The sequence below is a fragment of the Shimia sediminis genome (assembly GCF_003990645.1).
Lineage (GTDB): Bacteria > Pseudomonadota > Alphaproteobacteria > Rhodobacterales > Rhodobacteraceae > Shimia > Shimia sediminis.
The window spans coordinates 522,596-545,763 of the sequence record NZ_RYZK01000001.1 but is presented as its reverse complement, the minus strand read 5'-3'; the positions used below and the strand labels follow the sequence as shown (position 1 = coordinate 545,763).

Below are 23,168 nucleotides of genomic sequence, written 5' to 3'. Positions count from 1 at the left end.
CGCAGGCGCCTCCGGCGGGAGTATTTTTGGCAATACGAAGCAGGGGCGCGCGGGGTCAGCCGCGTTTTTCGATCACGAAGGTGAGGGTGCCCTGCGAGTCGCTGCTGTCGATCAGGCTGTGGCCGCTTTCGTTGCAGAAGTGTGGCACATCGACGATGGCGGCGGGATCATCGGCCAGGAGACGCACGCGCGTGCCCGGTGCGAGCGGTTTCAGGCGCTTGCGCAGTTTCAGCACGGGCAGGGGGCACAACAGGCCGATGGCGTCGATATCTATCGTCATGAATGTCACATATGCGCGAGGGCGGGGGCTGTCCACAGAGATGTGACAGGAGGGCCTCGTGACCTTGGTCTGAGGATGCAGTAAGAGGGCGGTATGTTTGGAATCGAAATCATCGACGCGGGGTTGTTGCCTGCGATGTTTGTGGCGCTTTTGGCCGGGGGGATCTCGTTTCTGAGCCCTTGTGTTCTGCCGGTTGTGCCGCCTTATCTGGCCTATATGAGTGGCGTGTCGATCAGCGACATGTCCGAGGGCAAGGCGTCGCGCAACAAGGTGGTGACGACGGCGCTGTTCTTTGTCATGGGCCTGTCGACTGTGTTTTTGTTCCTGGGGTTCACGGCCTCGGCCATTGGCACGATGTTCCTGCAATATCAGAGCACTCTGAACACGGTTGCCGGTATCGTGGTGATGATTTTTGGCGCGCATTTCGTTGGCGTCTATCGGATCGGGTTTCTGGATCGCGAGGCGCGGCTGGATGTCGGGGACAAGGGGGGCAGCGCCTTTGGGGCCTATATCCTCGGGCTGGCCTTTGCCTTTGGCTGGACGCCGTGCATCGGCCCGCAGCTGGGGGCGATCCTGTCGCTGGCGGCCTCGGAGGCGTCCCTGACGCGGGGCACGCTGTTGCTGGGGGTCTATGCCATCGGGTTGGGCATTCCGTTCCTGCTGGTCGCGGCCTTTTTGCCGCGGTTGGGCGGGGTGATGACCTGGATGAAGCGGCATATGGAACAGATCGAGAAGGTCATGGGGCTGTTGCTGTGGACGATTGGTCTGTTGATGCTGACGGGCGGTTTTGCGGCGTTTTCCTATTGGTTGCTGGAAACCTTTCCGGCGATGGCCGAGATCGGCTGAAGAGCCTCAAAAGGCGCAGCAAATCGGTATCTTTCGGGACGCTGTTTTGACTTACTTCCGCCCAACTGGACGGCTAGTGTGACCCTTGAAGTGAGAGAGGTCATATGGCTGAGGCTGGGCACATTGATGTGAAAAGCCGCCGGGTGTTTTACATTCCCGGCTATGACCCCATTCATCCCCGTCGTTACCGCGAGCTCTACCGCAAGGAGGGCGCGGCACAGGGCGAGATTTCCGGATACGAGATCGCCTTGTCGCCCAAACAGGGCGGTGGCCCCTATGGCTGGCATGTCGAGGGGCGCATCGAAGGTGGCGTGACGCAGGCCGATTTCGAGGTGCTGGTCTGGTCCGATATTGTGCGCGACAGCATGGGGTTGGGGATCACCGCGACCTATGTGCAGCTGGCGCGCACGGCCTGGACCTATATTGCCAGCGGCGCGTTGGGGCGGTTGATGAAACTGCGCAAAGGGCCGGTGATTGCGGCACTTTATCCGGTGGTGTTTCTGCTGGTGCAGCTGCTGATTTCATTGCTGGCGGCCTATGGGTTGGGGCGGCTTCTGGCGATCTGGTTGCCCGATTGGACCGCCTGGGGCGGGCTGGTGATCGTGCCGTTCCTGCTGAACTGGTTTCGCAAGAAGGACAACAAGCTGTTCGCCTATTACCTGATGCATGATTATGCCTATTCGGCGCAGTCCAAGGGGGCGAACCCGCCCGAGCTGGAAGCGCGGATGGCGGAGTTTGCCGACCGGATTGCCGAGGCGCTGGAGGGGGATGCTGATGAGGTTCTGGTGATCGGCCATTCCTCGGGCGCGCATCTGGCGGTGTCGATCCTGGCGGATCTGATCCGGGGGGGCCGCGTGCCGGACACAGGGCCAGTGTTGAGTTTCCTGTCGCTGGGGCAGGTGGTGCCGATGGTGTCGTTCCTGTCAGAGGCGCATCGGTTGCGCGGCGATTTGAGGTTTTTGTCGACCCAGGACATGGCTTGGGTGGATGTGACGGCGCCGGGGGATGGCTGTGCCTTTGCTTTGTGCGATCCGGTTTCGGTCTCGGGTGTCGCACCGGAGAGTGGCAAACGCTGGCCGCTGGTGCTGAGTGCGGCCTTTACCCAGACCCTGAGCCCGGAGCGTTGGAAAGAGCTGCGCTGGCGGTTTTTCAGGCTGCATTTTCAGTATCTTTGCGCCTTTGACAGGCCCGGTGACTATGACTATTTCCGCGTCACCGCAGGGCCAAAAACGCTGGGCGCACGCTTTGAGGGGCGCAAGGCCTCGGCGAGCCGGATCGAGACGGCGGTGAACAGATTTACCGAGGTGAGCGATGGTTGATCTGCCCCCCAAACCCGCCACGAGACCGGATAAGGTCAGCCTGTGGAAGTATTTCCGGCTGTTTCGCAAGGACATCCTGTCGGCGCAGCCTGCGCGGCTGTACCGTGCGTGGATGGCCGAGTTTCGCACGCCGTTTTTCCGCAGCTACATGTGCAATGACCCCGAGTTGATTGACCTGGTGCTAAAGGGGCGCCCCGATGACTTTCCCAAGTCCGACCGGGTGCGCGAGGGGTTGTTTCCCCTGCTGGGGAATTCGGTCTTCATCACCAATGGCGATGTCTGGAAGCGGCAGAGGCGCATCATTGACCCGGCGTTCGAGGGCGGGCGGTTGCGCGACACGTTTCCGGCGATGTGGGATGCCGGTGTTGCGGCGGTTGAGCGGCTGGACACAATGGTGGATCAGGGGCCGGTCGAGATCGAGGCTGAGACCAGCCATGCGGCGGCGGATGTGATCTTTCGCACGTTGTTTTCAATCCCGATTGAGCATGAGGTGGCGGGTGCGGTGTTCTCGACCTTTCGCGAGCACCAGCATGCGCAGCCGGTGGTGAACCTGGGCGCGCTGTTGCCGCTGCCAAAGTGGATGCCGCGGTTTCACAGCCGCAAGACTCGCGAGACGGCGCAAAAAATCCGCGGGTTGATCCAGCAGCTGACCGCAGCGCGGATGGCCGAGATCAAGGCGGGCACGGCGCCGGATGATCTGGCGACCAAGATCATGACCACCGAGGACCCGCTGACGGGGGATGTGTTCGACACCGACGAGATGGTCGACCAGGTGGCGATTTTCTTTCTGGCTGGGCATGAGACCAGTGCCTCGGCGCTGGCCTGGGCCTTGTACCTGTTGGCGCGCTATCCGGAGTGGCAGGAAAAGCTGGCGGATGAGGCCAAAGAGGTGATGGACCCCGGCAAGATCTATTTCTCGGCGGTGAGCAAACTGCGGGTGTCGCGGGATGTGTTCCGCGAGGCGATGCGGCTATATACGCCGGTGCCGATGATGGTGCGCGAGGCGGCCTGTCCGGAACAGTTCCGGGGGCGCGAGGTGCCGAAAGGCAGCCAGATCGTGCTGAGCCCCTGGCATCTGCACCGTCATGAGCGGATGTGGGAGCGCCCGGATGAATTTGACCCCGCACGGTTCCAGACCGAGAACGGCAAGGAATGTCTGAGGAAAGCCTATATGCCGTTTTCTTCCGGGCAACGTGTGTGCCCCGGGTCGGCCTTTGCCATGATCGAGGGGCCGCTGATCCTGTCGCTCCTGGTGCGGGCGTTCCGGTTTGATGTGGTCGCGGGGCAGGAACCGGTGCCGCAGGCGCATCTGACGGTGCGGGCCAGGGATGGCATCCTGTTGCAGATCTCGCGGCGGTGATCGAAAGGAGGGGCGCTGCCCCTCTGGGCCTGCGGCCCATTCACCCCGGAGTATTTTTGGCAAGATGAAGTCAGGGGGCCTCGTGCCACCACACACCGGGAAGCCATTCGACTCCATCGCCGTAGAGCGGCAGGGTGTCGGGGTAGTGCAGGTTGGCGTCATGGGCGATGCGGCCCACGGCAAAGGACCAGATCGGGATGACGTAGCGGCCTGTTGTCAGGGCGCGATCCAGCGCCTGGGCGGCGGCGCGAAAGTCCTCGGACCGGGTGCTGGCGGTGAGCTGGGTGACCAGCGCGTCGATGGCGGGGGAGCGGATGCCCATGAGATTGCGCGAGCCGGGCTGGTCGGCGGCAGCACTGCCCCAGTAGAGCGCCTGTTCGTTGCCGGGGCTGAGCGAGAGGGCGCGGCGGGTGTCGGTCATGTCAAAGTCGAATTCGGCGATCCGCTGGGTGTATTGCGCGCTGTCCACGGTGGTGATCGTGACGAAGACCCCCAGTTTTTCGAGCGATTTTCGGTAGAGGTCAACGATGGCCTTGTTCTGGGTGTCGCCCTGGCGCAGGAGGATGTCAAAGGTCAGCGGCGTGCCGTCAGGGGCGGTCATGATGCCGTCTTTGACCTCGTAGCCGGCTGCCGACATCAGCTGCATGGCGCGGCGCATGTTCTTGCGGTTGCGGCTGCTGCCGTCGGAGGCGGGCAGATCGTAGTCGTCCAGAACGTCCCTAGGCAGGGTCCCGGCATAGGGGGCAAGGCGGGCGGCGACCTCAGCGCTGGCGGGGCCATCGTGCATGGCGAGGTAGGAGCCGGAGAAATAGGACGAGATGCGGGGCTGGCGGCCGCCGATCAGCGTGTCGGCGATGAACTCGAAGTTGAAGGCATGGATCAGCGCGTCGCGCACGCGGATATCGTCAAAGGGCGCGCGGCGGGTGTTCATGGCGAGGCCGGTGATGCCCGAGGGTTTGGCATGGGGGATTTCGGATTTTGTCATGCGGCCCGAGGTGATGGCCGGGAAGTTGTAGTTGCTGGCCCAGCTTTCGGCGTTGAACTCGCGGTAGTAGCTGATCGCGCCAGCCTTGAAGGCTTCGAACATGACGTCGCCGTCGCCATAAAAGTCGATGCGGATTTCATCGAAGTTGGCGGTGCCGCGACGCAGGGGCAGGTCGCGGCCCCAGTAGTCGGGGTTGCGGGTCAGGGTGACCTGGCGGCCGGGATCGAAGTGCGAGATCACGTAGGGCGCGCTGCCAAGGGGGATGTCCGAGAGGGTGGCGTCGGCAAAGCTGCGGTCCTGCCACTGGGCCTTTTGCAGGATCGGGCGCAGGCCGACGATCAGCGCCAGTTCACGGTCGGGGGTGTTGAAGGTAAAGCGCACCGTGCGGGGGCCGGTGGCCTCGATCCGGTCGATCTTGGACCAGAGACCGAGGTAGCGCGGGTGGCCGATGGTGCCGAGGGTTTCGTAGGACCAGATCACGTCCTCGACAGTGACCGGGGTGCCATCGGAAAAGCGTGCCTCGGGGCGCAGGGTGAAGGCGACCCAGTCGCGATCCGGGCTGGTCTCGATGGTTTCGGCGAGCAGGCCATAGAGCGAAAAGGGTTCGTCCCAGTTGCGGCCCATCAGCGATTCGTGGGTGAGGTGGCGCAGCTGCCAGGGCGGGGTGCCTTTGCGTACGAAGGGATTGAGCGAATCGAATCCGCCGGTGTTTCCGGTGACGATTCGCCCGCCCTTGGGCGCGTCGGGGTTGGCATAGGGCAGGGCGGTGAAATCGGCGGGCAGTGCAGGATCGCCGTACATGGCGATTCCATGCGAGGGTTCCGCGTTAACGGTCTGGCCCATAGAAAACAGGGTTGCGGCCATGAGCACGGCGCGGAATCGTGAGAAACATACTGGTCGCATTTGGGGAACAATCCTGCCTGTGCCTGTTTTTATTGGCCCTATTGGTAACCGGGGATTCCAACCTTATCAAACTTTTAGCTTGGACTCTCGGCGTGGGATTGCTTATAAAGGTCGCACTGCTCGATAGGTTTCTTGCCTGTATGAAACCTGCCTCAATGACTATACCCCGGCTTCGGCCGGGGTTTTTTTTGGTTTATGGCTGGGGTGACCGGCAAGGGTACGTAGGAATACGTGCCGGGGCGCTTCCCTCTTATTTTGCGCGCGCAGCATGATAGGATGTGCGCAAATCAGATATGAGAGGGCATACCATGACACTTGCTGGCAAAAGCGCAATCATCACCGGATCAAACTCGGGCATTGGGTTGGGGATCGCACGGGAACTGGCAAAGGCCGGGGCGGATGTGGTTTTGAACTCGTTCACGGATCGCGAGGAGGATCACGCGCTGGCGGCGTCGATCGCGGAAGAGTTTGGTGTGGGCGCGCGCTATATCAAGGCGGATATGTCCAAGGGCGCGGAATGTCGGGCGTTGATCGAAACGGCCGGGGGCTGCGATATCCTGGTCAACAATGCGGGCATTCAGCACGTGGCGCCGATTGACGAGTTCCCGGTGGAAAAGTGGGACGCGATCATTGCGATCAACATGAATTCAGCCTTTCACACCATGGCGGCGGCGCTGCCGGGGATGCGGGCGCGCGGCTGGGGGCGGATTGTGAACATCGCCAGTGCGCATGGGCTGACGGCCTCGCCGTTCAAGGCGGCCTATATTGCGGCGAAACATGGCGTGGTGGGCATGTCGAAGACCGTGGCGCTGGAAACCGCGCAGGAGCCGATCACCTGCAATGCGATTTGCCCCGGTTACGTGCTGACTCCGCTGGTTGAGGCGCAGATCCCGGACACCATGCGCGAGTACAACATGAGCCGCGAAGAGGTGGTGAAGAACGTGATGCTGACGCGGCAACCGTCCAAGGAATTTGCCACGGTCGAGCAATTGGGGGGCACCACGGTGTTCTTGTGCTCTGACGCTGCGGCTCAGATCACCGGCACCACGATCAGCGTCGATGGTGGCTGGACCGCTTTGTAAGCGGTTTGGGGGCGCTGCCCCCGTCGCCCCCGAGGGGCGCCTCCCCCGGGATATTTTTGGCCAAAAGAAGCGAGGGGCGATACAGATGGCTGAGGTGAAGCGGATCAATCTGGCCTTGCAGGGGGGCGGGGCCCATGGGGCGTTCACCTGGGGCGCGCTGGAGGTTCTGTTGCAGGACCCCGAGATCGAGATTGCCGGGATCACCGGCACCTCGGCGGGGGCGCTGAACGGGGCGGCGTTGAAGTCGGGCCTGATCCGGGCGGGGCGTGACGGGGCGCTGGAGAGTCTTGAGGCGCTGTGGACTCGCATGGGCGCGCTGCAGGGCGATGCGCTGAGCGCCTGGCTGACCGGGATCGGACCGGGGGGCGTGGCGCGGGCGATGGAGTTTTCCCTGCCTTATGTCATGGGCGAAACCTGGTCGCGGCTGGTGTCACCCTATCATTACGGGCCACTTTATCAGAACCCGTTGCAGCCGGTGGTCGAGGCTTTTGACTTTGGCGAGGTTTGCGCCGAAGCGGGGCCGCGGTTGTTTGTCTGTGCCACCAATGTGCGCACCGGCAAGGCGCGGGTCTTTACCCGCGACGAGATCAGTACCGAGGCGATTCTGGCCTCGGCCTGTTTGCCGACCATGTTTCAGGCGGTGGAGATCGACGATCCCGAGACGGGCCGGAAAGAAGCCTATTGGGATGGCGGCTATACCGGCAACCCGGCGCTGTTTCCACTGTTTCACAAGGATCTGCCGGATGATGTGGTGATCATCAACATCAACCCGTTGGTGCGCGAGGAAAAGCCGGTGACGCCGCAGCAGATTCACAGCCGCATCAATGAGATCAGTTTCAACGCAGCGCTATTGGGCGAGTTGCGGGCGATTTCCTTTGTGCAGCGGTTGCTGGACAGCGGCGCATTGATTGAAGGAGACATGAAGGCGGTCAAGGTGCATATGATCGCCGATGATGCGCTGATGAATGATCTGTCGGTGGCCACCAAGACCGTACCGACGTCCTATATTCTGGGAGAGTTGCGCCGGGCGGGTCAGGAGGCGGCCTCGGCGTTTCTTGAGGCGCATAAAGCGGATTTGGGGCAGCGCGGCACGGTGGATCTGCAGGCGACCTATCGGTAGTCGCGATGCGCGGTGCGGGCGTAGGCGTTGGAGTGGTCAATGCGGCCGAGATAGGTCTGTGCCCGGGCCAGGACATTTCCGTGATACTGATCCGGCCCCAGCATTTTGCGGGCGTTCAGGGATGCGGTGTCCAGGAGGTCGAAGGTGACGCGCGCGACCTGTCCGGACCAGTCGGGATAGCGGGCTTGCCAGCCGCGCCAGTGGTGGGCCAGCAGGCGGTCGCGTAGTGCGTAGCCGTGAAAATCAAAGCTGATCCGCCCGTCGGTAACATAGATGTGGCTGCCGGCAAATCCGGGGTCCGGCACGATGTGTTCGGCGTAAAAATGCGGGCCGATGCCCTGATCGAGGTAACATCCGGCAAGGATATGACAGGCGCCACGGCCAAAGAAGATACGGTCAGGCAGGGCCCAGCGGCGAATGGGATCGCGTTTGATCTTGCCGCTCAGCCAGTACATTCACTCTGACGCGTCGCCGGTTTCGGGCGGCTTGGTCGGGTCCTTGGAGTTGGGATAGACAAGGCCCGCAGAGATCACCAGTTTCGCAGCCTCTTCGATCGACATGTCCAGCTCGATGATGTCGGCCCTGGGCAGGAGCAGGAGAAACCCCGAGGTCGGGTTCGGAGTGGTGGGGACAAAAACGCCCATCAGCTCTTCGCCCGTTCGGGTCGAGGCGGCAATTTCACCCTTGGCGTGGGTCGAAATGAAGCCAACAACCCAGATGCCCTTGCGCGGGTATTCGATCAGGCAGGCCTTTTCGAAGTTGCGGTCGGATTGGGCAAAGACGGTTTCTGCGATCTGTTTCACACCGGAATAGATCGAGCGCACCACAGGCATGCGTTCCACAAGGCTCTCGGCAAAGTTGATGAGCGAGCGCCCGATCAGGCCCTTGGCGATCCAGCCGACGAGGATGGTGAAGATCAGGAAGATGACCACGCCAACGCCCGGCAGGTTGTTGCCGATGTATTTCTCGGGTTGGAAGGTCTCGGGCACCAGAGGCAGGACAAAGCCATCGACCCAACCCATGAGGGTCCAGACCAGCCAGATCGTCATCGCCACGGGCGCAATCACCACGATGCCGGTCAGGAACGAGGCGCGCAGGCCCGCGAACCGCCCATGCTTGCGGTGGGGGTGGGGATTTTCGTCAAATGGTGTTGTCATTTCGACCTCTGGTCTCTCAAACTAACAGTTAAGGAAAGCGGACCAGACGATCAACGGCGCTTTGCGCGGATTTCACAGGTTTTTCATGCGGTTTCGCGCAGCCTGGTGATCTCGGTGGCGATTTCGGCGGCAAGTCGCGCATTATTCAGCACAAGTGCGATGTTGGCGGTGAGCGAACGGCCCTCGGTCAGCTCAAAGATGCGGGCGAGCAGAAAGGGGGTTACGGCCTTGCCGGTGATGCCCTGCTGGTCGGCCTCGGCGGTGGCGCGGGCGATGACCGGGGCCATCACGTCCGAGGGGATTTCGTCGGCAACCGGGATCGGGTTGGCCACCAGCTGACCACCGGGAATGCCCATCTGGCCGCGCAGGATATGGGCGCGGGCGATGCGGGTGGGGGTATCCATGCGCAAGGGCGCGTCGAGCGGCGAGTGAGAGGACCAGAAGGCTGGGAAGCTGTCCTGTTGATAGCCAATGACGGGCACGCCGTTGGTCTCAAGCACCTCCAGCGTCTTGGGGATGTCGAGGATCGCCTTGGCCCCGGCGGCGACCACGGTGACGGCCGTTTGCGCCAGTTCGGTGAGGTCGGCTGAGATGTCAAAGCTGTCCTCGGCGCCCTTGTGCACGCCGCCGATGCCGCCGGTGGCAAAGACGTCGATGCCAGCAAGCTGGGCGGCGATCATGGTGGCGGCGACGGTGGTGGCGCCGGTGAGACCCTTGGACATGCAGACGGCGAGGTCGGCGCGGCTGAGCTTGGCGACATTCTGTGCCTGGGCCAGCTGGTCAAGCTGCGCGTCGGTCAGGCCCGCGTAGAGCGTGCCGTCGAGCACGGCGATGGTGGCGGGGGTGGCCCCCTTTGCACGAATGGTCTCTTCCACCCGTCTTGCGACCTCGACGTTTTGCGGAAATGGCATGCCATGGGTGATGATCGTGCTTTCCAGCGCCACGATGGGCGTGCCTGCGGCCTTGGCCTCGGCCACGTCGGGAGAGAGGGTGATGAGGCTCATTTGGCGTTTCCTCCGGAAACATAGGTGGCGGCGGCGTTGAGCGCGCGCGCGAGGGCTGTGTCACGGCTGCCGCCCTGGGCTTCGGCGACGATATGGGCGGCCATGAAGGTGTCGCCCGCGCCGGTTACGCGGGTGACGAGCACCGACGGCGGGGTCTGGGTCAGCACGCCGTCGGCGCTGGCGTCCGACGCGGATTTGCCGCCATCGGTGACCAGCGCGCGGCGCGCACCCCGGGCGAGAAGCCCGGCGGCGGCCTCGGCTGAGCTGTCGAAGGTGGTCTGGCACAAAAGCCCGGCCTCTTCGAGGTTCACATAGAGCACCGCGCGGTCATGGGTGAGGAAGGGCAGGAGGCGGGTGGCCTTGCCCGGGCTGGCGGGGGCGACGCGCAGGTCGGCATGGGCAAACAGCGGGCTGAGCGAGATGTTTTCCAAGAGGCGTTGGGTCAGATTGCCATCCAGCGCGATGAAGCCGTTGTAGGGGGTTGTTTCACTGCCAAGGGTGCCATCGCCCAAGGGGCGCAGGATCTTGTCGCCTGCCGCTTCGAGCGAATGGGCATCGGCAATCGCGGCGATCACGCCATTGGCACCTTCGACGGCCATGTAGGTATCGGTGGGCAGGTCCTCGGAGCGGTAGACGTGATCGGTGATCAGGCCCAGTTCAGAGCAGGCGGTGACCAGTTCGTTGCCTTCCCGGTCGCGGCCAATGGCGGTCAGCAGTGCGGGGCGCAGGCCAAAGCGGGCGAGCGTCATGGCGATATTGAGCGCAACACCGCCGGGCAGGCGGGTGATGCGGCCCGGCACGTCCGAGCCCTGGCGCATATGGGCGGGGGATCGGCCGATCACGTCCCAGAGGACGGAACCGATGCAGAGGATGTCGTGGGTCTGGGTCATGGGTCTGTTGTGGACGGTGCGCGGGCGCTCGGCAAGCCCTTGCGGGCTTTTCTCGCCGTGGACCTGCTCAGAACGCGGCCTGGAATTCGGCCAGTTTGGCAACCGGGTCGTCGGCGCGCCAGATTTCTTCGCCGATGCCGAAGAAATCGGTCACAGGGGCGAGTCTGGCGATGGTTTCAACGTCCAGCGCGCCTTCGGCGACGACGGGGACTTCGATCATCTGCGACCACCATTCGAACAAGGTGTGATCGGCGATGGTGCCGTCGCCGAGGGGCGTGGCGCCTACGGGACCAAAGCTGACGTAGTCGGCGCCCTGTTCGCCGGCGGTCATGCCGTCGTGGCGCGAGGCGGCGCAGAACGTGCCGACAATGGCGTCATCGCCAAGGTCCTTGCGGGTCTTGCGCAAAGAGCGCGCGCCGTCGGTCAGGTGCACGCCATCCAGGCCAAGGCGTTCGGCCAGCACCAGGTGTTCGGAGATCACGATGGCGACGTCACGGGCGTGGCAGGTCTCGCGCACCACATCCGCCGCGCGGCTGATGCGGTCTTCGTCGCGCGTGGCGAGGGCGAGGCGCACGCAGGCGATCTCGGTCGCATCCAGAATGCGGGCCAGCTGATCCGGAAAACGGCTGAGTTCGATCTCGGGCGGGGTGATGAGATAGATCTGGGGCTGCTCTTGATCGGCCATTTCTGTGCTCCGGATTCGTCAGGTTTGCGCCGTGATAGCGTGGATTGTCGGCTTTGGCTACTTGGCAGGCAGGGCGCCCACGAAATTCATCGCCAGGGCAAGCACTTGGGCGCGGCGGGTGTCATCGGCCATCAGGTCCTGATCCACGTCCAGCATGCCGCCCATTTTCTTGCCGGTGAAGGCCAGCGGGCTGACGCCGGGGATGGCGAGGGCTGCGGCCTCGTTGGTCTTGCCGACGCGGAACATGCCGCCGCCCTTGTGCACGCCGCAAAGCATGTTGCCGTTCAGCATGAAACAGAGCCCGCCGAACATCTTTTTTTCGATGACACCGGCGGTGTCGGTGAGGTCGTCGCGCAGGATCGTGGCGAGCCCTTGGTCATAGGCCATGGGGAGCGTCTCCTTGTTGGGTGAAAAGATTCTAGGCCTCCGGCGGGGATATTTGTAGCCAAAAGAAGCGGGGGTGTTGTGTGTTTTGGGACCGGGGGGTATCAGCGGCAGGTGTTTTGTAGGAGATGACCATGCCGACAGGAGTGCCTCAGCCCGCCTTTGTTCTGGTGCGCCCGCAGATGGGGGAAAACATCGGGGCGGCGGCGCGTGCGATGCTGAATTTCGGGTTGGACCGGATGCGCATTGTCGATCCGCGGGATGGCTGGCCGAACCAGCGGGCGGTGGCCATGGCAAGTGGCGCGGGCCGGGTGTTGGATGATGCGATGCTGTGTCAGGACACGCCTGAGGCGCTGGAGGATTGCCACTATGTCTTTGCCACCACGGCGCGGATGCGGGGGCTGACCAAGCCGGTGGTGACGCCGGAGCGCGCGATGCAGATGGCCGCCGAAAAGATTGCGGCGGGCGAGAAGGTGGCGGTGCTGTTCGGGCCGGAGCGGGCCGGGTTGGAAAACGACGATATTGCGCGGGCCAATGCCATCATCAACGTGCCGGTGAATCCGGAGTATGCCTCGCTCAATCTGGGGCAATGCGTGTTGCTGACGGCTTATGAGTGGCGTCGCGCCAGTGAAGAGAGCGTGGCGGAGCGGGTGGATATGGCCAAGACCGACTGGGCCAATCAGGCCGAGCTGGAGGCGCTGACCACGCATTACGAGGATCGCCTGCAGGATGCGGGGTTCTTTTTTCCCGAGGCCAAGGCCGAGGGCATGAAACAGAACCTGCGCAATATGTGGAGCCGGATGCCGTTGACGCGGGCGGATGTGCAGATGTTGCACGGGGTGCTGCGTCAAATGGTGCGTTGGAAAGAACGTGGGTGATGAGCGCTTGAAGGGGACGGGGGGGCGACCTAGACTCTCGGGAAACGCGAAAAAGGACATGAGATGAGCCAGAAGCGCAGCATTTTCGAAGAGGTGGGCGAGAGCGGCCCCAGGGAAACACCGAAAGCGGTTGGCGTGATCGATCAGGGCAACAAGGGCGCGCGCCGGGGCATTCGGGCCTGGTTGATGGTGCTGTTTGCGCTTGTTGTGGTGATGATCGTGGTGGGCGGGTTGACCCGTTTGACCGAAAGCGGCTTGTCAATCACCGAGTGGCGGCCCGTGACCGGGGCCATGCCGCCCCTGTCCGAAGCCGACTGGCAGGCGGAGTTCGACAAGTACAAGACCATCGATCAGTGGCGCATTGATAACCAGTGGATGACACTGGCGGATTTCAAAACCATCTATTGGTGGGAATGGGGCCATCGTCAGATTGGCCGCGTGATTGGTCTGGTCTGGGCGCTTGGGTTTGCCGGCTTTGCCATTGCACGCAAGATTCCCACGGGATGGAGCGGGCGTCTGTTCCTGATTGGCGCGCTTGGCGGATTGCAGGGTGCCGTGGGCTGGTGGATGGTCGCCAGCGGTGTGACCTCGGGCGAAGATGTGACGACTGTGGCATCCTACCGGTTGGCCACGCATCTGGGGCTGGCCTTTATCATCCTTGGCTTTATCGGCTGGTACATCCTGATGCTGGGCCGTGAAGAGCGTGACCTGATGCAGGCGCGGCGGGGCAAGGAGGCCAAGCTGTTTTCCATGTCGACGGGGCTGATGCATATGGGTTTTGTGCAGATCCTGTTGGGGGCGCTGGTGGCCGGGATTGATGCGGGGCGCAGTTTCGTGGATTGGCCGATGATGGCGGGGCAGCTGTTTCCGCCGGATGCCTTTGAGCTGACGCCGCTCTGGACGAACTTTTTCGAGAACGCCGGGCTGGTGCAGTTCATGCACCGGATCTGGGGCTATCTGTTCGTGATCTTTGCCGTAGTGGTCTGGCGCGCGGGCCGGGGATCGGCGCATGGGGCCACGCAGTTTGCCTTTAATGCGGTTTTGGCGGCGGTGGCCTTGCAACTTGTGCTGGGCATTGTCACGGTGCTGTATGCCGCCCCGGTCAATATTGCGATCCTGCATCAGATCATGGCGATCTTTGTCTGGAGCCTGATCCTGCGGGCGCGGTTCCTGTCACACTATCCTGTAACCCGGTCTATCCGAGAAGGTTGATTTCATGAGTGCTTATGATGAGTTGATGGCGTTCCAGCATACCACTGAGGCGCTGGCGCAGGTTGCGGGCCGTCTGGGCTGGGATCAGGAAACCATGATGCCGCGCGGGGCCGCGCCCCAGCGGTCCGAAGAAATGGCGGCAATGGAAAGCGTGCTGCATGCGCGGCGCACCGACCCCAAGGTGGGCGACTGGTTGGCCGCGATTGACGATGCCGTGCTGGATGACGTGGGGCAGGCGCAGATGCGCCACATCCGCAAATCCTATGCGCGCACCATGAAAGTGCCTGCCGAGCTGGCTGCCGAGATTGCCAAGGTAACCAGCCGTGCGCAGGGCCAATGGGCCGAGGCGCGCAGCGATGAAGATGTGGCGGCGTTTCTGCCGGTGTTGGAAGAGGTTGTGGGGTTGAAGCGCCAGGAAGGTCAGGCGCTGGCGGATGGTGGCGATGTCTATGACGCCATGATCGATGATTACGAGCCGGAGATGACGGCGGCTGAGTTGGGCGCGATGTTTGACGCGATGCGCCCGCGGTTGGTGGCCTTGCGTGCGGCTGTTCTGGCGGCCGAGGCCCCGGCAGCGCTGAGCGGCAGCTTTCCGGCGCAGAAACAGATGCAGCTGACCCGCGAATTGGCCCGCAGCTTTGGTTATGACATGTCCCATGGCCGGGTCGACAAGGCGGTGCACCCGTTTTCCTCGGGCTCGGGCAAGGATGTGCGGATCACCACGCGCACCAGCGAACACGACCCGTTCAACTGTTTCTATTCGACAATCCACGAGGTCGGGCACGGGTGTTACGAGCAAAACATCGACGAGGCCTATTTGCTGACGCCATTGGGTCAGGGTGTGTCGATGGGCGTGCACGAGAGCCAGAGCCGCATCTATGAAAACCAGCTGGGGCGCAGCCGTGCCTTTACCGGGTGGTTGTTCGAGCAGATGCAGGAGTCGTTTGGCGCGTTTGGCGTTGCCGACAAAGAGGCGTTTTACGGCACGGTGAACCGGGTGCATGACGGCTATATCCGCACCGAGGCGGATGAGGTGCAGTATAACCTGCACATCATGCTGCGGTTTGATCTGGAGCGGGCCCTGATGCAGGGCGATCTGGCCGTCGGCGATCTGGAGGCAGCCTGGAATGACCGGTTCGAGGCGGACTTTGGCTATGCCGTGGACAAGCCTTCGAACGGGGTTTTGCAGGACGTGCATTGGTCGGTGGGGCTGTTTGGCTATTTCCCGACCTATAGCCTGGGCAATGTCTATGCCGGGTGTCTGCACGAGGCGCTGCGGGCGGCTGTGCCGGATCTGGACGGGCAACTGGCCGCTGGGGACACCAGCGCCGCGACGGGCTGGCTGCGCGAGACCCTGCAACAGCATGGCGGATTGCGCAAACCGCGCGAGACGATCCTGCATGCCAGCGGTATCGAGCCAAGCCCGGAGCCGTTGCTGGCGTATCTGGAAGCCAAGTTCGGCGATCTTTACGGGCTGTAACCGGCCCGTCGATCAGGGCTATAGTGCGGCCAAGGATGGAAAGCCAAGCCCTATGGATCACTCAGCAACACGATTAAACCTGTCGGCGGCAATCGCGTCGGTGGTGGTGGCCCTGATCCTGACCGGGCTGAAGCTGTGGGCCTTGTCGGTCACGGGATCGCTGGCGATTGCAGCGGCTCTTGCCGATAGTGCGCTGGATTTCCTGGTCTCGGCTTCGGGATTGGCGGCGGTGGCTTATGCGGCGCGACCGCCCGATCAGGATCATGCCTTTGGGCACAGTTCCGTGGAAGATCTGGCCGCGCTGGCCCAGGCGCTGTTCCTGATGGGGGTGTCAGGCGGGCTGGTGGTTATGGCGGTGCGCCGGTTTCTGTCGCCGGACCCCGTGACGCTGGGCTCTGAGGGGCTGGGGATGGCGGTTATGGCGGTGTCGATCGTGCTGACGCTGGCGCTGATTGCGTGGCAGCGGCACGTGGCCGGGCGCACCGGCAATCGCGTGATCATGGCGGATTCCCTGCACTATGTCGGAGACCTTTTGCCCAATATCGGTGCGATTGTGGCGTTGTGGGCCTCGGCCCGGTTCGGGGTGATTGGCGTGGACAGCCTGGTTGCGCTGATCGCGGCGGGGGTGTTGGCCGTCGGGGCGCTGCGCATCCTGTCGGGGGCGTGGCATGCGTTGATGGATCGCCATGCGGATGCGGATCTGATTGCCGAGATCGAGGCCATCATAGACGGGTTTCCCGGTATTCTGGGCCATCACGACATGCGCACGAGGACCTCGGGGAGCCGGGTGTTTCTGGACTTTCATGTTGAGATCGACGGCTCGCTGTCCCTGAGAGAAGCCCATGAAATCGCGGCCCAGCTGAAGCGGCGGATTCTGAAAACCCATCCGCAGGTCGACATCCTGATTCACAAGGACCCGAAGGCTTAGATCGCGGGCGCGGTCAGGTGGCGAAGATGTTGACGATGTCGTCGTCGTCCATCGTGGCGGGGGATGTCTTGCGGCGCGGCGGTGGCATGTTGATGACCACAGGCGGCTGGGCTGGCCGCTGGACCGGAGCCTCGGGTTCATAAACCGTGACCGGCGGTTCCGTGCGCGGCCCCGGAGCGAGGCGGCGGACCTTGGCGTGTTTCTTGACGATTGAGGAATGGCGGAAGTGCCGACCCTTGAGCAGCATCAGGCATTGCAGCATTGCACAGATCGTGACGATTTCCTGCATCAGCACGCCGGGCTTGGGCACGGCCTGAAATACGAACAATTCGAGAATGGTGTTGAGCGCCAGCATCATCGCAAGGATATGGATACTGCCACGCAGCCAGATCCCGGCCATCATCGTATAGGCCGGCAGGAACACCATGGCCGTGCCCAAGGCAAGCGCATAGTTTTGTGGGATCAGGCGCGACAAGAGCGGCACAAGGCTGGGACCGGGCGCAATGCCGACGCTGCAGGCCATGAGGTAGCCCGCAATCAGAATGCGCATGACAATCAGCTTGAAATTGCGGGAGGCGGGGGATTCCAGCGTTGCTCGGTCCATGGGTCTCTTGGCTATCAATTACGTTTCCATGGCACAGGCCCCCGCATGCACCAACTACTCATCAATGACCTTAGGCGCGGAATTTGTTTCAAATAGGGCGCGGCTGCGGTTCTGAGCGGGCGATGTCAGAAATTCTGCCGTTGTCAGCTGCGCGTGTGCTAGGCTGCGTGCGGAAAAGGAGCCGCCATGGATCAGATCAGCCTGGAGAACCCGGTGTTTGTTGCCTATGCCATCGCCTCGGCGCTGATGGTGCTCAAGGTCATGGGGCAGGGCGGGATGACCGTCTATCGCATGATCAAGAGCAATGCTGGGCTGGTCAGCCCGGAGGACCTGCGCCAGACGCCGCTGAATCGCAACCCGAGTCCGGAGCAGTTGGAGACCAATGACTATGTCGACCGCTCGCGGCGGATGCATCGCAATGATCTGGAGAATATCCCTGCGTTCTGGATCGCCGGATTGCTGTTCGTGATGGTTGCGCCGCCGCTATGGCTGGCACAGGTGACGCTCTACGGATTTGTTCTGGCGCGGGTGGCCCATTCGCTGGCCTATGCCACGAAACAAACCCATGACATGCGCGCGATGTTCTACACGGTGGGCGCGGTCAGCGTTGTTTTCATGGCTGTGTATGTGTTGGCTGCGCTGGTGTTCTAGCGCTGTTTACACAGCATCACACGGCCATCCGAGCGCGCCACGCGCAGGGCGCCGACATCCACCAGCACGACCTGGCGTTCTTCGCCGTAGCCATCTGACGTCAGGCGGCCCTTGTCGTTGAGATCATAGGCGGCCTCGACCTTTTTGCCGCCCACAATGGCGGTGTAAGGCACGCGTTTGGCATCCTCGGGCACCTCGGCGATGATCCATTCCAGCGGGGTCTCTCCCATCTTGCAATCATAGTGGTTGCCGCTGATTTCCGACAGCAGGCCCGCGCCTTTCAGCTCGTCCGCGAGGGCGGGCATGGTGGTCAGAATAAGGGCTGCGAGGATCGACAGGGGTTTCATGGTGTTTCCCAATAGAAAAGGGCGACCCGAAGGCCGCCCGCTGTGTTCAGGTGTCGCCGTTTTCGGCGTCATCGTCTTCGTTTTGCTCGGCGATGCGGGCGACCGAGACCACCTCTTCGCCCTTGCCGGTGTTGAACACCTTGACGCCGCCTGCGCTGCGCGAGCGGAAAGAGATGCCGTCAACAGGCACGCGGATTGATTGCCCCTTGGAGGTGGCGAGCATGATCTGGTCGTCCAGCTCAACCGGGAAAGAGGCCACGAGTGCGCCACCGCGCATGGCCTTGTCCATCGCCGCGACGCCCATGCCACCGCGACCGCGGACCGGGTAGTCATGCGAGGACGACAGTTTGCCCGCGCCACCGGAGGTGATGGTCAGGATCAGGTTCTCGACCGCTGACATCTCGGCATAGCGTTCCTGGCTGAGTTCGCCTGCGGGCACATCGTCTTCGTCGTTTTCTCCATCGTCGGTCAGACCGGCCACGGCGCGGCGCATCTTGAGATAGGCGGCGCGTTCTTCGGCCTCGGCCTTGAAGTGGCGGATCACGGACATCGACACGACCTCGTCCTTGCCCGAGAGCTTGACGCCCCGCACACCAACGGAAGAGCGGCTGTTGAACACACGCACTTCGGTGGTGGGGAAACGGATCGCACGGCCCGAGTTGGTCACCAGCATGACATCGTCATCCTCGGAACAAATGCGTGCGTTGATCAGTTTGGTGTCGGCGTGATCGTCCTCGAACTTCATCGCGATCTTGCCGTTCGATTTCACATTTGTGAAGTCTGACAGGCGGTTACGCCGCACAGTTCCTGCGGATGTGGCAAAGACGATCTGCAGGTCGGCCCAGTCTTTTTCGGGCACGTCCACCGGCATGATGGCGGCGATCGACACCCCTTGGGGGATCGGCAGGATGTTCACGATGGCCTTGCCCTTGGCGGTGCGACCGCCCTGCGGCAGGCGCCATGTCTTGAGTTTATAGGCCATGCCGTCGGTGGTGAAGAACAACAGCTGCGTATGGGTGTTGGCCACAAAGAGCGTGGTGACCACGTCTTCTTCTTTGGTCTGCATGCCCGACAGCCCCTTGCCGCCCCGCTTTTGCGCGCGGAAATCGGCCAGAGGGGTACGTTTGATGTAGCCGCCTGATGTCACGGTCACGACCATGTCTTCGCGTTCAATCAGGTCTTCGTCTTCCATGTCGCCGGACCAGTCGACGATCTGGGTGCGGCGCGGCACGGCAAACTGTTCGCGTACTTCGCGAATTTCATCCGAGATCAGCCCCATGATGCGCTCGCGAGAGCCGAGAATTTCAAGGTATTCCTTGATCTTGCCCGCCAGTTCTTCGAGTTCGTCCGTCACCTCTTTGACGCCGATCTGGGTCAGGCGTTGCAGGCGCAGTTCCAGAATGGCGCGGGCCTGGGTTTCGCTGAGGTTATAGGTGCCGTCATCGTTGGCGGTGTGGGTCGGATCGTCGATCAGGGCGATGTATTCCAGGATCGGCTGGGCGGGCCAGCGACGCGTCATCAGCTTTTCACGCGCTTCCGCGGCATCCTGCGACTGGCGGATGGTGGTGACAATCTCGTCAATGTTGGTGACCGCCACGGCCAGACCACACAAAATGTGGCTGCGTTCACGGGCCTTGCGCAGTTCAAACGCTGTGCGGCGGGCAACCACTTCTTCGCGGAAGTCGATGAAAGACGTGAGAAAGCGGCGGAGAGTCAGCTGTTCCGGACGACCCCCGTTCAGGGCCAGCATGTTACAGCCAAAATAGGTTTGCATCGGCGTGAAGCGGAACAGCTGGTTCAGCACCACCTCGGCGGTGGCGTCACGCTTTAGTTCGACCACAACGCGCACGCCATTGCGGTCGGATTCGTCCTGAACGTGGGCGATGCCCTCGATCTTTTTATCACGCGCGGCCTCGGCGATGCGTTCGATCATCGTGGCCTTGTTCACCTGATAGGGGATCTCGTCGATGACGATGGCGTAGCGGTCCTTGCGAATTTCTTCGACGCGGGTTTTCGAGCGGATGATGACGCTGCCGCGCCCCTCGAGATAGGCTTTGCGCGCGCCGGAGCGGCCCAGCATGATGCCGCCGGTGGGGAAATCGGGGCCGGGCACATAGTCGATCAGTTGCTCGCTTGTGAGGTCGGGATCTTCGATCAGGGCCAGCGTGGCGTCGCAAACCTCGCCCAGGTTATGTGGCGGAATGTTGGTCGCCATGCCGACGGCGATGCCGCCTGCGCCGTTGACCAGCATGTTGGGAAAACGCGCGGGCAGGACGGTGGGTTCCTTGTCCTTGCCATCATAGTTGTCCTGGAAATCGACCGTGTCTTTTTCAATGTCGGCCAGCACAAAGGCGGCGGGCTTGTCCATCCGCACTTCGGTATACCGCATGGCCGCCGGGTTATCGCCGTCCATCGACCCAAAGTTGCCCTGACCATCCAGAAGCGGCAGGGACATCGAGAAATCCTGTGCCATCCGCACCAGCGCATCATAGATCGCGCTGTCGCCATGGGGGTGGTATTTACCCATGACGTCGCCAACCGGGCGGGCCGATTTGCGATAGGGCTTGTCATGGCCATTGTTGGTCTCGTGCATGGCGTAAAGAATGCGCCGATGCACCGGTTTCAGACCGTCCCGCAGGTCAGGAATCGCGCGGCTGACGATCACGCTCATGGCGTAATCGAGATAGCTGGCGCGCATCTCGTCTTCGATGGTTACGGAAGGTCCATCATGCTGCATATATGCATGGGTTTCTTCTTCTTCGTTTTCAGGGGTTTCTGGCGTATCGCTCACGTAGTGGCTCGCTTCTGTTTCGCGGTCTTCATGTTGTTGTCATGGTTATATCAGCCACAGCATATTGGGGCAATGGCTGTTCCATATTTTGACCGATTACTCCGGCCGCCAAAAACTCGGAGCCTCGGGGCGATTTTTGCCGGCGCGAAACGCCGTTAAGTCAGCCAGAGGTATGACGCCACGTTTTCACCTGGCATTGACGGAAAGCCGGGTAGTCTGGCGACAACGCGGGAGGATACGATGAAACGATTGCTGGTAGATCAGACGGGCATTACGCAGATCGAAGTGGATGAGGTGGCAACAGCCGAGATGTTGCCGGGGCAGGCAAAACTGCGCGTGCAGCGTTTCGCGCTGACGGCCAACAACGTGACCTATGCGGCCACTGGGTTTATCCTGGGCTACTGGCACTTTTTCCCGTCCGGCATGGAGGGCAAGGGGATCGTGCCGGTCTGGGGGTTTGCCGAGGTTGTGGAAAGCCGGTCGGACGTTGTCGAGGTTGGCGAGCGTTTTTATGGGTTCTTTCCGTTTGCCGAAGAGGTGGTGATGACGCCCGAAGCGCAGGGCGAGAAGGTGGTGCTGGATGCATCCCCGCACCGTGCGCAGTTGCCGGTGGTTTACAACCGCTATACCCGCAGCGCGCCCAAGGCCCCGGAGTGGGAAGGTCTGCAATCGTTGCTGCAGCCTTTGCTCGCGACGTCCTACCTGTTGTGTGACTGGTTGGTTGACAATGAGTTTTTCAAGGCAGAACAAGTGATTGTGGGCAGTGCTTCATCCAAAACCGGGCTTGGGCTGTGCAAGTTTCTGGCCGAGCTGTCACCCAGGCCGGTGCGGGTGATCGGGCTGACCTCGGCAGGCAACAAGGCGTTTGTCGCGGCGCAGTCAGGCTGTGACGACGTGGTAGTCTACGACGACATCGAAGCGCTGGAAAAGCGCCCGTCAGTCTATGTGGACATGGCCGGCAATGCCGAGGTCAAGGCGCGGCTGCACGGCCATCTTGGCGATCTTTTGCGCCATTCCAGTGCGGTTGGAACCAGCCATTGGGACCAGTTCCAGCCCAAACAGGAGCTGGCCGGGCCAAAGCCGCAGTTTTTCTTTGCACCAAGCCAGATTGAAAAACGCCGGGCGGATTGGGGGCCGGGCGAGATCGAGCGCCAGATCACGGCGGCCTGGAAACGCATCGCCGCAGAGGCACAAGAGTGGCTGGACCTGCGCGAGCATGATGGTCTGGACGCGGCGGTGGCGGTCTATGAAGCGCTGGCCAGGGGGCAGGCCTCGGCCCGGGACGGGCATGTGATCGCGGTTTAAGCCGAGCAGCTCGCCCCGCCGAGGACGCAGAACTTGGCGCAATGGGGGTGGTTCAGGTGCACCGGGCGCTCGGCCTCTTGCAGCGTTTGGCCAAGGTCGAATTCCGCCTCGTAGGGCAGCAGTGTGCAGGCAATCACCGAAGGGGTTTCGGCGCCTTTGTGCTTGACCACCATGCGCGAGCTGGCGCACATCACCTCGGTCGGTGACTTGTCGAGGATACCCCAGCAAGCCGTTGTAATTTCAGGAACTTCAGCGCGTTCGTCCATCTCGGGGAAGAGCACGGTTGTGCCGGGATTCAGCGCGTCGATGTCAAATCCGTGGTCTGCGTAGAAACGCGCATAACCTGCGCGCGACTGGGGATCGGATTCGCCCCAGACGGTGCGTCCCGCGACCGTCATGCGTATGCCCGAGTCGCGCAGCCATTGCATGCCCTGCAAGGTGCGATCAAAGCTGCCGGGTCCGCGTTCCTTGTCGTGTAACTCGGCGCCCCAGTGATCAACCGAAATGCGCAGCGTCATTTTGCCGGGATAGCTCTGGTTCAGCTCCAGCAGGCCGCGTTTCATCGCCGGGCGCATCATCGGCTGCATGGCGTTGGTCAGAATCAACACCTCGTAACCGCGATCCAGCGCGCGGCGGGTCATCTCGATCATCGCCGGATTCATGAAGGGTTCGCCGCCGGTGAAACCGATCTCGCGCACGTTCCAGTTTCGCTCTTCGAGCTGGTCGAGATAGTCCGACACGTCGTCGGCGCCAAGATAGACCAGCGCGTCGTTCTTGGGGGACGACAGGATATAGCAGTTTTCGCATTCGATATTGCAAAGCGTGCCGGTGTTGAACCACAGGGTCTCGGGGTTGGTGAGGGCGACATGGGCGCGCGTCTGGCCGTCGGCGGTGATCAGCGGGTCGCTGAATTTGGCGAATGTGGTCTGGTCTTTCATGCACGTTTTCCTCGTCTTC

General features: G+C 62.2%; 23 protein-coding genes. 11 read left to right on the top strand and 12 right to left on the bottom strand.

Annotated features, from left to right (window positions below):
* Positions 1–55: 55 nt before the first annotated feature.
* The gene (locus tag EK369_RS02790; RefSeq protein WP_127112148.1) at positions 56–280 is read right to left on the bottom strand and encodes a sulfurtransferase TusA family protein; all 225 of its coding nucleotides are present in this window, start codon (positions 278–280) and stop codon (positions 56–58) included.
* Between the two features lie 93 nt (positions 281–373).
* Between EK369_RS02790 and EK369_RS02785 the strand changes: the two genes are divergently transcribed.
* The 3 genes from EK369_RS02785 (at position 374) to EK369_RS02775 (ending at position 3,805) form a co-directional block, all read left to right on the top strand.
* Entirely contained in the window at positions 374–1,126 is a 753-nt protein-coding gene (locus EK369_RS02785) for a cytochrome c biogenesis CcdA family protein (RefSeq protein ID WP_127112147.1), read from the top strand.
* 104 nt (positions 1,127–1,230) lie between these two features.
* Positions 1,231–2,445, top strand: a complete 1,215-nt coding sequence (locus EK369_RS02780; RefSeq protein WP_127112146.1) for an alpha/beta fold hydrolase — start codon at positions 1,231–1,233, stop codon at positions 2,443–2,445.
* Positions 2,438–3,805 carry a cytochrome P450 gene (locus EK369_RS02775; RefSeq protein WP_127112145.1) on the top strand — a complete coding sequence of 456 codons (1,368 nt, stop codon included), beginning with the start codon at positions 2,438–2,440 and terminating at the stop codon, positions 3,803–3,805. The genes EK369_RS02780 and EK369_RS02775 overlap by 8 nt, the downstream gene beginning before the upstream one ends.
* Positions 3,806–3,875: 70 nt before the next feature.
* Here the strand turns inward: EK369_RS02775 and EK369_RS02770 are convergent, their stop codons facing one another.
* Positions 3,876–5,633 (bottom strand): extracellular solute-binding protein, encoded by a 1,758-nt coding sequence (locus EK369_RS02770; RefSeq protein ID WP_235871324.1) that lies wholly within the window; start codon positions 5,631–5,633, stop codon positions 3,876–3,878.
* Positions 5,634–6,001: 368 nt separating this feature from the next.
* Here EK369_RS02770 and EK369_RS02765 point away from each other — a divergent pair, with 368 nt between their 5' ends.
* Together EK369_RS02765 and EK369_RS02760 are read left to right on the top strand one after the other, a co-directional pair.
* On the top strand, positions 6,002–6,775 hold the full coding sequence (locus EK369_RS02765; RefSeq protein ID WP_127112144.1) for a 3-hydroxybutyrate dehydrogenase: 774 nt from the start codon (positions 6,002–6,004) through the stop codon (positions 6,773–6,775).
* Positions 6,776–6,860: 85 nt separating this feature from the next.
* Positions 6,861–7,895, top strand: a complete 1,035-nt coding sequence (locus tag EK369_RS02760) for a patatin-like phospholipase family protein (protein ID WP_127112143.1) — start codon at positions 6,861–6,863, stop codon at positions 7,893–7,895.
* Here the strand turns inward: EK369_RS02760 and EK369_RS02755 are convergent.
* From EK369_RS02755 to EK369_RS02730, 6 genes are all read right to left on the bottom strand, one after another.
* Positions 7,886–8,350, bottom strand: coding sequence for a hypothetical protein (locus EK369_RS02755; protein ID WP_127112142.1), 465 nt, complete (start codon positions 8,348–8,350; stop codon positions 7,886–7,888). The genes EK369_RS02760 and EK369_RS02755 overlap by 10 nt on opposite strands.
* Positions 8,351–9,052: a DUF502 domain-containing protein gene (locus EK369_RS02750; protein WP_127112141.1), complete on the bottom strand. Its 702-nt coding sequence runs from the start codon at positions 9,050–9,052 to the stop codon at positions 8,351–8,353.
* An 83-nt stretch (positions 9,053–9,135) separates the two neighbouring features.
* On the bottom strand, positions 9,136–10,056 hold the full coding sequence (locus EK369_RS02745) for a pseudouridine-5'-phosphate glycosidase (RefSeq protein WP_127112140.1): 921 nt from the start codon (positions 10,054–10,056) through the stop codon (positions 9,136–9,138).
* Positions 10,053–10,946: a PfkB family carbohydrate kinase gene (locus EK369_RS02740; protein ID WP_127112139.1), complete on the bottom strand. Its 894-nt coding sequence runs from the start codon at positions 10,944–10,946 to the stop codon at positions 10,053–10,055. The genes EK369_RS02745 and EK369_RS02740 overlap by 4 nt, the downstream gene beginning before the upstream one ends.
* 67 nt (positions 10,947–11,013) lie before the next feature.
* On the bottom strand, positions 11,014–11,631 hold the full coding sequence (locus tag EK369_RS02735) for a thiamine phosphate synthase (RefSeq protein ID WP_127112138.1): 618 nt from the start codon (positions 11,629–11,631) through the stop codon (positions 11,014–11,016).
* A gap of 57 nt (positions 11,632–11,688) precedes the next feature.
* Complete coding sequence (locus tag EK369_RS02730) at positions 11,689–12,018, bottom strand: TfoX/Sxy family protein (RefSeq protein ID WP_127112137.1); 330 nt, start codon at positions 12,016–12,018, stop codon at positions 11,689–11,691.
* Positions 12,019–12,149: 131 nt separating this feature from the next.
* Between EK369_RS02730 and EK369_RS02725 the strand changes: the two genes are divergently transcribed.
* From EK369_RS02725 to EK369_RS02710, 4 genes are all read left to right on the top strand, one after another.
* Positions 12,150–12,893 carry an RNA methyltransferase gene (locus tag EK369_RS02725; protein ID WP_127112136.1) on the top strand — a complete coding sequence of 248 codons (744 nt, stop codon included), beginning with the start codon at positions 12,150–12,152 and terminating at the stop codon, positions 12,891–12,893.
* Positions 12,894–12,956: 63 nt separating this feature from the next.
* Positions 12,957–14,105, top strand: a complete 1,149-nt coding sequence (gene ctaA, locus EK369_RS02720) for a heme A synthase (protein WP_127112135.1) — start codon at positions 12,957–12,959, stop codon at positions 14,103–14,105.
* A 4-nt stretch (positions 14,106–14,109) separates the two neighbouring features.
* Positions 14,110–15,585: a carboxypeptidase M32 gene (locus EK369_RS02715; protein ID WP_127112134.1), complete on the top strand. Its 1,476-nt coding sequence runs from the start codon at positions 14,110–14,112 to the stop codon at positions 15,583–15,585.
* A 52-nt stretch (positions 15,586–15,637) separates the two neighbouring features.
* On the top strand, positions 15,638–16,513 hold the full coding sequence (locus EK369_RS02710) for a cation diffusion facilitator family transporter (RefSeq protein ID WP_127112133.1): 876 nt from the start codon (positions 15,638–15,640) through the stop codon (positions 16,511–16,513).
* A 13-nt stretch (positions 16,514–16,526) separates the two neighbouring features.
* Here the strand turns inward: EK369_RS02710 and EK369_RS02705 are convergent, their stop codons facing one another.
* Positions 16,527–17,117, bottom strand: coding sequence for a hypothetical protein (locus EK369_RS02705; RefSeq protein WP_127112132.1), 591 nt, complete (start codon positions 17,115–17,117; stop codon positions 16,527–16,529).
* Between the two features lie 186 nt (positions 17,118–17,303).
* On the opposite strand from EK369_RS02705, the gene EK369_RS02700 reads away from it, so the two are divergent.
* Entirely contained in the window at positions 17,304–17,768 is a 465-nt protein-coding gene (locus EK369_RS02700; protein WP_127112131.1) for an MAPEG family protein, read from the top strand.
* Here EK369_RS02700 and EK369_RS02695 read toward each other — a convergent pair.
* Together EK369_RS02695 and gyrA are read right to left on the bottom strand one after the other, a co-directional pair.
* A complete protein-coding gene (locus tag EK369_RS02695) occupies positions 17,765–18,115 on the bottom strand; it encodes a hypothetical protein (RefSeq protein ID WP_127112130.1) in 351 nt (116 codons plus the stop codon). The two genes, EK369_RS02700 and EK369_RS02695, sit on opposite strands and share 4 nt — an antisense overlap.
* Before the next feature lie 46 nt (positions 18,116–18,161).
* A complete protein-coding gene (gyrA, locus tag EK369_RS02690) occupies positions 18,162–20,906 on the bottom strand; it encodes a DNA gyrase subunit A (protein WP_127112129.1) in 2,745 nt (914 codons plus the stop codon).
* Positions 20,907–21,146: 240 nt separating this feature from the next.
* On the opposite strand from gyrA, the gene EK369_RS02685 reads away from it, so the two are divergent.
* A complete protein-coding gene (locus EK369_RS02685; RefSeq protein ID WP_127112128.1) occupies positions 21,147–22,211 on the top strand; it encodes a DUF2855 family protein in 1,065 nt (354 codons plus the stop codon).
* Here EK369_RS02685 and EK369_RS02680 read toward each other — a convergent pair.
* A complete protein-coding gene (locus EK369_RS02680) occupies positions 22,208–23,149 on the bottom strand; it encodes a radical SAM protein (RefSeq protein WP_127112127.1) in 942 nt (313 codons plus the stop codon). The two genes, EK369_RS02685 and EK369_RS02680, sit on opposite strands and share 4 nt — an antisense overlap.
* Positions 23,150–23,168: the final 19 nt, after the last annotated feature.